Source organism: Paenibacillus sp. J31R34 (assembly GCF_059383715.1).
Window position 1 is genome coordinate 280,764 of record NZ_JBXENU010000001.1, and the last position, 11,931, is coordinate 292,694.

At 50.6% G+C, this 11,931-nt stretch carries 14 protein-coding genes; 13 read left to right on the top strand and 1 reads right to left on the bottom strand.

The genetic code is table 11. The features are described from left to right. Nucleotides 1-9: 9 nt before the first annotated feature. Nucleotides 10-885 carry a sporulation protein YpjB gene (locus tag AC50YG_RS01170; RefSeq protein WP_494824107.1) on the top strand — a complete coding sequence of 292 codons (876 nt, stop codon included), beginning with the start codon at nt 10-12 and terminating at the stop codon, nt 883-885. A 19-nt stretch (nt 886-904) separates the two neighbouring features. Here the strand turns inward: AC50YG_RS01170 and AC50YG_RS01175 are convergent, their stop codons facing one another. Next, nucleotides 905-1,774 carry a YitT family protein gene (locus AC50YG_RS01175; RefSeq protein ID WP_341278138.1) on the bottom strand — a complete coding sequence of 290 codons (870 nt, stop codon included), beginning with the start codon at nt 1,772-1,774 and terminating at the stop codon, nt 905-907. A gap of 300 nt (nt 1,775-2,074) precedes the next feature. Here AC50YG_RS01175 and AC50YG_RS01180 point away from each other — a divergent pair, with 300 nt between their 5' ends. The 12 genes from AC50YG_RS01180 to AC50YG_RS01235 all read left to right on the top strand — a co-directional run bounded on the left by AC50YG_RS01180 (nt 2,075) and on the right by AC50YG_RS01235 (nt 11,919). Next, nucleotides 2,075-2,410 (top strand): nucleotide pyrophosphohydrolase, encoded by a 336-nt coding sequence (locus AC50YG_RS01180; RefSeq protein ID WP_341278137.1) that lies wholly within the window; start codon nt 2,075-2,077, stop codon nt 2,408-2,410. 56 nt (nt 2,411-2,466) lie between these two features. Next, nucleotides 2,467-3,012: a tetratricopeptide repeat protein gene (locus AC50YG_RS01185; RefSeq protein ID WP_494824112.1), complete on the top strand. Its 546-nt coding sequence runs from the start codon at nt 2,467-2,469 to the stop codon at nt 3,010-3,012. A gap of 49 nt (nt 3,013-3,061) precedes the next feature. Further along, a complete protein-coding gene (dapB, locus tag AC50YG_RS01190) occupies nt 3,062-3,820 on the top strand; it encodes a 4-hydroxy-tetrahydrodipicolinate reductase (RefSeq protein WP_494825245.1) in 759 nt (252 codons plus the stop codon). A 40-nt stretch (nt 3,821-3,860) separates the two neighbouring features. Continuing rightward, nucleotides 3,861-4,280, top strand: a complete 420-nt coding sequence (gene mgsA / locus AC50YG_RS01195) for a methylglyoxal synthase (protein WP_341278134.1) — start codon at nt 3,861-3,863, stop codon at nt 4,278-4,280. Continuing rightward, complete coding sequence (gene bshB1, locus AC50YG_RS01200) at nt 4,277-4,975, top strand: bacillithiol biosynthesis deacetylase BshB1 (protein ID WP_494824114.1); 699 nt, start codon at nt 4,277-4,279, stop codon at nt 4,973-4,975. The genes mgsA and bshB1 overlap by 4 nt, the downstream gene beginning before the upstream one ends. Before the next feature lie 88 nt (nt 4,976-5,063). Continuing rightward, complete coding sequence (gene bshA / locus AC50YG_RS01205) at nt 5,064-6,230, top strand: N-acetyl-alpha-D-glucosaminyl L-malate synthase BshA (RefSeq protein WP_494824115.1); 1,167 nt, start codon at nt 5,064-5,066, stop codon at nt 6,228-6,230. A gap of 19 nt (nt 6,231-6,249) precedes the next feature. Further along, nucleotides 6,250-7,533: a CCA tRNA nucleotidyltransferase gene (locus AC50YG_RS01210; protein ID WP_494824116.1), complete on the top strand. Its 1,284-nt coding sequence runs from the start codon at nt 6,250-6,252 to the stop codon at nt 7,531-7,533. Then, the gene (locus AC50YG_RS01215) at nt 7,523-8,503 is read left to right on the top strand and encodes a biotin--[acetyl-CoA-carboxylase] ligase (protein WP_494824118.1); all 981 of its coding nucleotides are present in this window, start codon (nt 7,523-7,525) and stop codon (nt 8,501-8,503) included. The genes AC50YG_RS01210 and AC50YG_RS01215 overlap by 11 nt, the downstream gene beginning before the upstream one ends. Before the next feature lie 376 nt (nt 8,504-8,879). Beyond that, nucleotides 8,880-9,824, top strand: a complete 945-nt coding sequence (gene panB / locus AC50YG_RS01220) for a 3-methyl-2-oxobutanoate hydroxymethyltransferase (protein WP_473757490.1) — start codon at nt 8,880-8,882, stop codon at nt 9,822-9,824. Continuing rightward, a complete protein-coding gene (gene panC / locus AC50YG_RS01225; protein ID WP_494824120.1) occupies nt 9,799-10,689 on the top strand; it encodes a pantoate--beta-alanine ligase in 891 nt (296 codons plus the stop codon). Before panB ends, panC begins: the two co-directional genes overlap by 26 nt. Beyond that, nucleotides 10,682-11,065 carry an aspartate 1-decarboxylase gene (panD, locus tag AC50YG_RS01230; RefSeq protein ID WP_341278128.1) on the top strand — a complete coding sequence of 128 codons (384 nt, stop codon included), beginning with the start codon at nt 10,682-10,684 and terminating at the stop codon, nt 11,063-11,065. The genes panC and panD overlap by 8 nt, the downstream gene beginning before the upstream one ends. Nucleotides 11,066-11,178: 113 nt before the next feature. Next, the gene (locus AC50YG_RS01235; protein WP_473757488.1) at nt 11,179-11,919 is read left to right on the top strand and encodes a tetratricopeptide repeat protein; all 741 of its coding nucleotides are present in this window, start codon (nt 11,179-11,181) and stop codon (nt 11,917-11,919) included. Nucleotides 11,920-11,931: the final 12 nt, after the last annotated feature.

Here is an 11,931-nt window from a genome sequence, read left to right on the forward strand (position 1 = left end):
GGGATGTCCATGAGAACGCGTATTGCAATGCCCATTCTATTAAGTATCGCAATGCTGCTTGGCTCTGTTTCTGCGACTTGGGCTTATGCAGGCGAACAACCGCTTGGCGCAAGGCAAGCGGAGGCTGTCGATGCTGAAATGCTCATGCGTCGTTTCGAGGAAGCGGCTAATTCATTATATAAGGCTTCTTACGCAGACAACCGCCAAGCTGGCTATAAATATGTCCAGCAGTTGGAGCGACTGCTGCCGCAGCTGGAGACTGGCATTGAAGGCCGCCCAACTGGGTGGATTAAGCTGCAGCAAAGCATACAGGCTGTCTCGGATGAGCTTCTGAGCAAAAGGCATCCCGCCGGGTGGCTGGCTGCCTCTGCCCGCATTCATCTAACTGCGGATGCGATGCTAAGGCCAGCCAGTGGGTTATGGATGCAATATGAGCGGGTTATGCTCGAGGATGTAAGCCGTGTGAGAAAAGCATGGAAGCGCCCATATGAAGAGCGGGCGGCTGCTGCGAGGGCGGCGATAGACAACTTAAGCGCGCATTTGGCGCTTGTTGAAGGTCCTGCCTTTATGCTGCGTCCGGAAGGACGGACAGCAGAGCTGCATGAACGGATACGCTATACGAATGTGCTGTTATCCGCTGGACCTCAAGACCAAGCGCAAGCGAGTCGAGTCGACGAGGCGCTGACGCAGCTTGGAGCAGCCGTAAGCAGATTGTTTACGGACAAGCCGCAATCCGTTGTTGAAGAGCCTGCGCTTGCGCCACCTGCATCGGCTAATCCGGTAAGCTGGACGCTGCTGCTCGGTGCTATTATTATGGCTGTGCTTGCCTATAAAAGCTGGCGTAAATACAAGCAGCAGCCTTACGGCATAAAGCCGCTCCCTTGATGGGAGCGGCTTTATGCTTTTATTCCTCGTTGAATCCTTCGCCCAGCACATCGTGGACATCATTAATGATGACGAATGCACGAGGATCTACGCTGCGAACGATTGCTTTGAGGCGGCGCAGCTCCTGCCGCTGAACGACGCAATATACGATTTCCTTTTGCTGACCGGAAAAAGCGCCTTTTGCCGGCATCAGCGTCACACCGCGTTCCATTTCAATCGTAATGCGCTGCGCCATCGGAGTACCTTTGTCTGTAATAATCGAGAAGGATTTGGCGGCATAAGCGCCATCCTGAATGAAATCAATGAGCTTGGCGGCAACAAATACCGTTACGAGCGTATACAGCACTTTTTCGATAGGAATAAAAAAGAGCGAGCCTCCGATAATGACAATATCGAGAATGAGAATAATCTGCCCCATGCTCAGCGTTTTGCGACGTGATACGATACGGGCTATAATATCCACGCCTCCAGTCGTTCCGCCAAAACGAAAGACGATGCCAAGCCCTGCGCCGAGCGTAACCCCCGCATACAAAGCAGCAAGTATGTAATCGGTTGAAGTGTGGAACGTTACGACCCAGCCTTTGGCAATAAGCTGCTCCATTACGGCTAGGAAAAAGGAAAGCGAAACGATGCCTGCGAGTGTATAAAGCATTTCGGTACGGCCAAGCGTCCTCCAGCCAAGTAGAAACAGCGGAATGTTGAGGACAAGCGTCGTAATGGACAGCGGCCATCCGGCTGCATAATTGAGCAGAACCGCTATACCGGTTACACCGCCCTCCATAAGCATATTCGGTATCAGAAAATAGTGCAGCCCAAAAGCATATATGGCTGTGCCTAGCAGAATAGGCAGAATAATTTGTAATTGCTTGGTTACTTTACGAAACATCATTAGAATTCTCCTTTTTTAAAATATAAGCATATAAGTATAAAAAATCCATTATTTCACTTATTCGCTTCCCTGTCCACTGCTTGCGATTAATCTATTAGAGGCGACAGCCGAAAAACGTCGATGATGATCGGATGGCGGTTTCCATTCTGTAGTATAGCGCAATTTTCATCGTTCAAAAACATTGTTTTCATCGTCTCTTTGCGTTAACATATGAATTATTGACAACAATTAGTTTTAGGCTTGTTTTCCAACTGCAATAGATGTGGGAAACGGTAGTCTTGAAAGAAGGGAATTTCACCTATGGCTCAAAAATCGTTGGCAGATATCCAGCAAGAAGTGGATGATTATATTTCTCAATTTAAAGAAGGCTATTTCAGTCCACTGGCACTGATGGCAAGAATGAGCGAGGAAGTCGGCGAGCTTGCGCGTGAAGTGAACCATTCCTACGGCGAGAAACGCAAAAAGGCGGATGAAGCCGACAACTCCATTGAAATGGAGCTTGGCGATATTTTATTTCTTTTATCCTGCTTTGCCAATTCGCTCGATATTGATTTAACAGAAGCACACAATAAAGTCATGGACAAATTCAATACTCGGGATAAAAACCGCTGGACTTTAAAAAACGCTGAACAGTAATACCGCCTCTCACATATGCTGTACCATCAACCTGTGTACAAGGAGGATGGGCGGTAATGAACGGGGAAGCTTGTATCAAAAAGGCGTATGCTTTCATTTTGACCAGCGATTTTGAACAGGCTATTATCTGGTTTGAGCAAGCGATTGCCGCAGAGCCTGACAATGCCAGTTATTATCATAAGTGCGCTATTTCATGCGCGCGCAGCGGGAAATGGTCGAAAGCTTATGAGCATGCTCGCAGGGCGCTTGAGCTGGCGGAGGATGAACCGGAATATATTTATCATTTTCAGACGATAGAAGCAAGGCTGCAGCTTTCGAATGCGCAGCAGCTGCTGACACAAGAACCGCCGGCATTGGAAGAGGCGCTGCTGATGCTAAAGCAGGCAGTAGAGCTCGATCCGCTGTGCTTTGACGCTTTTTATTGGATCGCAATGACGTATGCTGAGCTTGGGCAGCTGGATGAAGCTGCTGAGCATGCGCGCGAAGCGATTCGGCTTGACCCGGGGCATTCAGCCGCCAGAAGGCTATTTGCTGATGTGAGCCGCCGGCGGCGCTTGATGCGCTACCGGATTAACGGACAACATAGACGAAGGAACAGGTGATGGATAAGTGGATACAATTAAAGTAGCAGTTATCGGAGCAGGCGGTCTTATGGGCCGTGAAGTGGTAAAAATGGTGCTGGAGGATGAGGCGCTGGAGCTCGTATCCGCCGTCGCGCCTTCAGCAGGCGCTGTAGATGCAGGAAGCTTTGCGAATAAGCCTAATACTGGGGTCATCGCTTGCAAAACGATTGAAGAGGCGCTTAGCAGCGCGAAGGCCGATGTTATGGTAGATTTTACGGCTCCGCATGCTGCCTATGAACATACAAAAACAGCCATTGAATTCGGCGTTCGTCCTATAATGGGAACGACGGGTTTTACACCTGAGCAAATTGAAGAGCTTAACCAGCGTTGTATCGAGAAGCAGCTTGGCGGGCTCATCGCGCCTAACTTTTCGATTGGCGCTATTCTGATGATGAAATTTGCTGCACAGGCATCAAAATATTTGCCGCATGTTGAAATTATCGAATATCATGGCGACCACAAGCTCGATGCTCCTTCGGGCACAGCGATCAAGACGGCAGAGCTCATTGCTGAGGCTCGCCAAGAGCTGCGTCAAGGCAATCCTAACGAGAAGGAAACGATCGAAGGAGCAAGAGGCGGTTACTACAATGGCTTCCGTATACATAGTGTGAGACTTCCGGGCGTATTTGCGCAGCAGGAAGTTGTATTTGGCGGTTATGGCCAATCGCTCAAAATTCGCCATGACTCCTATGACCGTGCGGGCTATATGCCAGGCGTTAATGTAGCAATCAAAAAAGTGATGGGTTACAGCGGATTAGTATACGGGTTCGAGCATTTGATGGATTAGTAGAAGGATTGAACTAGACAGCGGAAGAGGGGCCTCACCTATGAAAATTGCATTCATCGCGCATGACCGAAAGAAAGAAGAGATCGTCAACTTTGTTATTGCCTACGAGAGGGTTTTTGTAGGCCATGAGCTCTATTCAACAGGTACGACCGGTACGAGAATTATGGAGCAGACGGATTTGAGCATCCACCGCTTCATGTCGGGACCGCTTGGCGGCGACCAGCAAATCGGCGCCCTTGTTGCCCAAAATGAAATGGATCTGATTATCTTCCTGCGTGACCCGCTTATGGCGCAGCCGCATGAGCCAGATATTATTGCGCTGCTTCGCCTTTGCGATGTGCAGGGCATTCCGGTTGCGACAAACGTAGCGACAGCCGAATTGCTAGTCAAGGCGCTGGAACGCGGGGATTTTGCCTGGAGAGAGCTTGTTCATAAGTACAAGCCTGAATTGCCGCTATGAGTGAGCCGTTAGATATTCTCGTATTTGGCGCACATGCAGATGATGCTGAAATTGGAATGGGCGGCACCATTGCCAAACATACGATGGCAGGCATGCTGGTTGGTATTTGTGATTTAACCGAAGCAGAAATGTCTTCGAATGGCACCGTAGAGCAGCGAAGGCGAGAAGCCGATGACGCTGCTGCGGTGCTTGGTCTTTATTCACGGACCAATTTGCAGCTGCCGGATCGCGGACTTGAGCTTACCCGCAGCAACATCGACAGCATTGTGGCGGAAATCCGCCGCAGTCGCCCGCGCATCGTGTTTGCGCCGTATTGGGTTGATCGGCATCCCGATCATATTGCATGCAGCAAGCTGGTCGAGGAAGCTGTATTTAATGCCAAGCTGCGAAAATATATGCCGGAGCTTCCCCCTGTTCAGGTGCAGCAGCTGATTTATTATTACATAAATGACATGGAGCAGGTTTCGCTTGTTGTAGATGTCAGTGAGCAATACGAAACGAAGCGCCAATCGCTGCTTGCTTATCGCTCGCAGTTTCAAGCGGTTACCCAAGCGGAAGACCGCGTTTCGACGCCGCTCACCGACCGCTATGTGGAACGGGTGGAAGCGAGAGATATGCTGCTCGGTCAAGCGCGCTCCTGGAAATATGCGGAAGGCTTTGCTTTGAAACGGCCGCATGAGGTGAAATTATTTTAGAAGGCCAGGCAACAGATTCGGCAAGATATACAAACCATTAGGAATAGAATTGATTATAAAAGCTAGAGACGGCAGGAGTGAGCAGGACATGGCACGTAAGTTGAAAATTGGGATAACCTGTTATCCTACGCTTGGTGGCTCTGGTGTCGTTGCGACTGAGCTCGGCAAGCTGCTTGCAGAGCGAGGACATGAAATTCATTTTATAACGCACAGCATTCCGTTCCGGCTAGGCCATTTTAATAAAAATATTTTTTTCCATGAAGTTGAAGTCAATGATTATTATGTGTTTCGTTTTCCGCCTTATGACTTATCACTGGCAAGCAAGATGGCACAGGTCGCCAAGATGGAGAAGCTGGATTTGCTTCATGTGCATTATGCGGTTCCTCACGCCGTCTGTGCCCATCTCGCCAAGCAGATGATTGGCGAGGAGCTCAAGACGGTTACAACGCTGCATGGAACGGATATTACGGTGCTCGCGCAGGATGAGTCGCTTAAGGACTTAATTAGGCTTGCCATTAATAAAAGCGATGCCGTAACGGCGGTTTCCCAGGATTTGATTCAGGAGACGAGAAAGCTGCTTGATATTACGAAGCCGATTGATCTCACCTATAATTTTGTTGACAAGCGCATTTATTATCCTCGTGACGTCGCCTCGCTGCGACTGGATTATGCCAGCCCGAATGAAAAAATATTAATGCATATTTCCAATTTCCGTCCTGTTAAGCGGGTATCAGACGTCATTGAAATTTTCCAGCAGGTTGCTAAGACGGTACCTTCGAAGCTGCTGCTAGTCGGAGAAGGACCGGAGCTATCGAAAATCCAGTGCAAAATCCGTGAAATGGGACTGGAGGATCGCGTCGTGTTTCTGGGCAAGCAGGAGGATGTGGCGCAAGTGATATCGCTTGCTGACGTGCTGCTCCTCCCTTCGGAGAAAGAGAGCTTCGGTCTGGTAGCGCTGGAGGCCATGGCTTGCGGCGTACCGACCATTGGCTCCACAGCAGGCGGTATCCCTGAGCTGGTGACGCATGGTGAAACGGGCTTCCTTAGCCCGATCGGCGATGTGGACAGCATGGCGGCCAATGCCATTCGTTTGCTGACAGACGAAGAGCTGCATGCGAAATTTAAAGAAGCTTGTATATACCGTGCCTGCCATGATTTCTGTAATGATCGCATTACGGCTGAATATGAAGAAATTTATTATCGCGTGCTTGGCTTGGAAGCTGAGCTTCCTGCGTCTGCGGTCGTTTGCGAATAAGAGGATAGAGGGTGAGAAAATGGAGCGCTGCACCTCGATTCCGATAGCGATGCGAGAGGCGCTGCCCATTCTCGCAACCTTGAACGAGCACGGCTATGAAGCCGTGTTCGTTGGAGGCTGCGTGAGGGATACCGTTATGGGCCTCGCGCTTAAGGATGTAGATATTGCGACGTCGGCGACACCGGAGCAGGTAGTTGCCTTATTTGCGTATTGTATTCCAACCGGCCTGCAGCATGGGACGGTGACGGTGATGCAGGATGGCACCGGTTATGAGGTGACGACGTATCGCAAGGAATCGGTATATGAGAAGCATCGCAGGCCGGAGAGCGTGGCTTTTATTTCGGAGCTGAAGGAAGATTTGCTTCGGCGGGATTTAACGATTAATGCGATGGCGATGCGCGTAAACGGTGATTATTTCGATCCGTATGGCGGTATGGGCGACATTGAGCTCAAGCAGGTGCGCTGTGTAGGCGACGCGGAGGCAAGGTTTCAGGAGGATGCTCTTCGCATGCTGCGCGCTCTCCGCTTCGCTTCACAGCTTCGCTTTCGGATCGTGTATCGCACTTGGCGGGCGCTGCTTAAGCAGCGCGAGCTGCTGCGCTACGTAGCGATGGAGCGTGTTCAGGCCGAGCTCGATAAAATGATTGGCGGCCCCGCTCCTCATTATGCAGCAGCGCTGCTCGCAGGCAGCGGGCTGCTTGCTTACACGCTTGAGCCTTTGCCGGCAGCTCGCGCCTTGCTAGCTGAAGCTGCGAGGATGGGGCGTGTTCAGCTCGATTATTTGACCACGCTCAGAGGCACGGACATTCGTTATGCCGCATTAATGACGCGGCCAGGCGTAACACAAGCGGAGGCCAAGGCGACACTGCAGGCACTGCGCATGTCAGGAAGCCGCAGCAGCGTCATTATGGCGATTGTATCGCTTCATCATGAGCTGCTCGTAAACCGAAGCCTGATCGAAGAGAAGCTTCGTACAAGCTGGATCGAAGCGGTGCTGCGCTATGGGCGAGAGGCAGCCGCAAGCTGGCTGCATATTGCGGAAGCCAATGGGCAAGAGCACCCTTTTTCAGCTGATGTACCGCGCATGAAGCACTGGCTGTCGCATATGGAAATTTCCTCGCTCAAGGAGCTGGCGATAAACGGTAATCAGCTTGCTGCGTACTGTGATCGCAAACCGGGCGTCTGGATGGGTGAGACGCTGAAACGGCTGCTGCTCTTAGTTGCGCTTGGCGAGCTCTCTAATTCGCAGGAACAGCTGCAGAATCAAGTTGACAGATGGAAGGAAGAGACGGATGAGCCATGAAAACTTGCTGCGATTGTTTGCGGATCGTGAAGGCGAATATGTATCAGGCGAGCATATTAGCCGCGAGCTGAAAGTAAGCCGTACGGCAGTGTGGAAGCAAATACGCAAGCTGGAGTCCCAAGGATATGAATTTGAAGCTTCACGCAGACTCGGTTATCGTCTGCTTTCCATGCCGGACAAGCTCAATATGGCAGCCTTGCTAACCAGCCTTAAAACCAAAAGATTTGGCCAAAAGCTGCAGGTGCTGGAATCGGTTGAATCGACCCAAAATATTGCGCAAGTGCTAGCAGAAGGCGGTGCGGAGGAAGGTACGCTCGTTGTTGCTGAGCAGCAGCTGAGCGGGCGGGGCCGCATGGGCCGGGGCTGGATATCCCCTCTCGGTAAAGGCATATGGATGAGCATGGTCATGCGCCCGACGGTGCCGATTTATTTTGCCCCGCAGCTGACGCTGCTTACGGCAGTAGCGCTTTGCCGCAGTCTTAAGCGGCTGACGAAGCTTGACATTGGCATCAAATGGCCAAACGATCTGCTCATCAATGGCAAAAAAATTAGCGGCATTTTGCTGGAATCCGCCGCAGAGGATGAACGGCTGCGCTATGTCATCGCTGGTATCGGCATCAGCGTTAATTTGCAGCAGGCCGATTATCCCGAGGAGCTTTTGGAGAAAGCGACCTCCCTGCGTTTGGCAAGCGGCGAGAAGCAGGTGCGCGAAGCGATAATCGCCGATTTTTTGCTGGAGTGGGAGCAGCTTTATGAGATGTATCAAAGCGAGGGCTTTGCCCCGATTGTGACCCTATGGGAGTCGCTATCGATTTCGCTTCATAAGCCAGCAACACTAATAACACCACAAGGCGTCGTTGAAGGCACGCCGAGGGGGCTTGATGCTAGCGGAGCGCTTATCGTAGAAAAGCTGGATGGCAGCCAGGCGCTTATTTTTTCGGCAGAAATGGGCGAGCCTCGGGGCAAGTAATATTTACGAATCGACATATTTTTGCTAGTATGGGGTTAACGGGCGGTATCTGAAAAGAGCTGCACTGTGCTAAACCTCATGCCAGCATTGGTATGAATTTGCAAGAAGGATTTGATTGCAGTAAAGGTAGTCTGCTCTGAGCCGAAAGGACCGAGACAGAAGGAAGCAGTAAAGTGATATACGTTTCCTTTTTCGAAATATAAGCATTTATAAGTTTCACACCTATAAATAGGCTTATATTTCTCGGGCTGAAACGCGCCGTGCCGCCAAAGGACGGCAACAGCCGTTTCACCTTGTTTTGGGACCTTTTTAGCGACGGCTAAAAGGTTTTTTTGTGTTTATCCTAAAACAGAATTGAAGAAGGGATGAGGCCAAGATGAGGAAACGTTTAACGATAACGAACTTGCAGCAAATGAAAGAGGAAAACAACAAGCTCACCGTCATGACCGCTTACGATTATCCGTCGGCTATGCTTTCGGAGGAGGCTGGCGTCGATATTATTCTTGTAGGGGATTCGCTTGGCAATGTGGTGCTCGGTTACGATACGACGCTTCCGGTCACTTTAGACGATATGATTTATCATACGAAAGCGGTAGCACGCGGGGCACGCCATACGTTCATTGTGACGGATATGCCCTTTATGACTTACGGCATCGGGCGTGAAGCTACGCTGCGCAATGCAGCCAGAATGATGCAGGAGGGCGGCGGCCAGTCGCTTAAGCTTGAAGGCGGGGAAGAAATTGCGGGTGAAGTGGCAGCGCTGGTTAAAGCGGGCATTCCGGTGATGGGCCATATCGGCCTTAAACCGCAATCAATCCATACGCATGGCGGCTTCAAGGTACAAGGAAAGCAGGAGGCGGAAGCTGAGCAAATACTTCGAGATGCCAAGGCGCTTGAACAGGCTGGCGCTTACGCCATCGTACTGGAGCTTGTAACGGAGACAATTGCGGACCGTATCAGCCGCGAGCTGTCGATTCCAACGATTGGCATCGGAGCTGGCCGCGGATGTGATGGACAGGTGCTTGTGTATCACGATATTTTGCAATATTCATCACCCGTCATTAAGAAAAAAATGGTGAAAGTGTATGCAGACATCGGTTCAACGATTCGCGATGCCATCGGAGCTTTCGTAAGTGAAGTCAAATCCGGTGAGTTTCCAGCGGAGGAGCATGTGTTCGGTAAAAGGTCTGAGGACGCTGTAGACAGCCTCTATGGCGGTTCTGCGACCCGCGAGCATGTGAATGGTATCAAAGGTGCGGGCGAAAGCGAGCAGGCTGGAGAGGGGACTGAGCAGCGTGATTTTGTGCCGAACCATAGATGAGCTAAAAGAGCAGCAAAAGAAGATGTGGAGCGGCGGCAGTAAGCCAAGTATCGGTTTTGTGCCAACGATGGGGTATTTGCATGAAGGACATGCCAGTTTAATGCGGCAGGCAGCAGCGGAAAATGATATCACCGTACTTTCGATTTTCGTCAATCCGCTGCAATTTGGGCCAAGCGAGGATTTTGAAACGTATCCGCGCAATGAGCAGCGCGATTTGTCCATAGCCGCTGAAAACGGCGTTGATCTGGTGTTTATGCCATCCGTCACCGAGATGTATCCGCGCAAGGTGCTGACGAGGGTGCTAGTCAGCGATGTGACGGACCGGTTATGCGGCGCATCGCGCCCAGGCCATTTTGACGGCGTTGGGACGGTCGTCAGCAAGCTGTTTCATCTGGTGCAGCCAAACCGGGCATACTTTGGCATGAAGGATGCTCAGCAGGTCGCGGTCATTGCGCAAATGACCGATGACTTGAATTTTCCGGTAACGATCGTGCCCTGCCCGATTGTAAGGGAGCCGGATGGCCTGGCGCTCAGCTCGCGCAATGTGTATTTGAATGCAGAGCAGCGGGCACAGGCTGTCGCCCTATCTTCGTCGCTTGCAAAGGCGCGGGAATGGATGAAGGACGCCTCGCTAACGCCAGCAGCGCTCGTGAGCAAAGTGCGTGCTGCGATCAGCGAAGCACCGCTTGCAAATATCGATTATGTCGAAGTGCTGGAATATCCGGCACTTGCCACACCTGTTGCTGACGTTCCTTTTCAAAGTACCCAGCAGCGTTATATTTTGGCTTTAGCCGTAAAATTTGGGTCGACCCGCTTAATTGATAATGAGCTGTTTGAACCTTTGGAGGTGAATGGCAATGTTTAGAACGATGATGAAATCAAAGCTGCACCGCGCGACGGTAACGGAGGCCAACCTCAATTACGTCGGCAGCATTACCATTGATGAGGATTTAATGGATGCGGCGGATCTTTGGGCCAATGAAAAAGTGCAAATCGTCAACAATAATAATGGTGCACGTCTTGAAACGTACGTTATAAAAGGGGAACGAGGCTCTGGCGTTATTTGCCTGAATGGCGCTGCCGCCCGCCTCGTGCAGCCAGGAGATACGGTCATTATCATTTCTTATGCATCGATGACGGAGGAAGAGGCTAGAAATTACAAGCCGCGAGTCGTTATTTTGGATGAGGCGAACCGACCCGTTTCGCAATTGACAGAAGAAATACATGCGACGATTTTGTAAGCAGGCTGTTGTCAGTTCCTCTGTTATGTAAAGGCTGGTTCCAAGTATGAAAAGCACCCGCTTAACAAAGAATGAGGTTATCACTCCTCAATTCTTTGGTGAAGGCGGGATGCATGATGTTCCAGCATATGTTTGCGACGATGAACGAAATGCTCGACAACATTATTGATTCTTACCCTCTGGCGGCGGAGGAACAGAAGCAATATTATGATGAGCAGCTTTACGCTTTAAAGCAGATCAGCGATTCTTTAATTGAGCAATGGATTGATTTTGAAGAAAAATTTGCCGGTTTTACAGAGGATGAAGCTGAGCAATCCAATGCTTCACTGCTTACAGCGGCAGCGGAGTATGAAGGTCAAGCATTAGCGGCGGTGCCGCAAGTGTCGTCACCACAGCAAGCGGACAAACCAAACGTTTCGCAGCAGCCTATTTCTGGCATGACTGTGGAGCAAGCGGAGCTCATATCCAAAGGACAGGGCTATTATCAATTATTTATGTTTTCCCATGCTGCAAAGCAGTTCCAGCTTGCTGTAAACCACTTGCCGGAATGCAATTTGGCAAGGCTGTTTTTGGCTATGACGAATATGCACCTGCAAAATTGGAGTGAGGCGCAGCGTCATTTTCAACTGCTAATTGGACTTACGGACTATCCGAAATGGCTCGCTTTAAGCTATAATGCCCTTGGGTGCATTCAAGCGGTTCATTTAAACTTGGAGCAGGCAGAGCAATTTTTCCTTAAAGCCTATGAGCTGGACCCAAGCTTTAAGGATCCGCTGAATAATTTGCAGAGCTGCCGGGAACGTCCGCAGCAGTTGTCATTATTGTTCGGCAGCACGGAGCTATGCTGCTTGTGAGAGGATCGGATT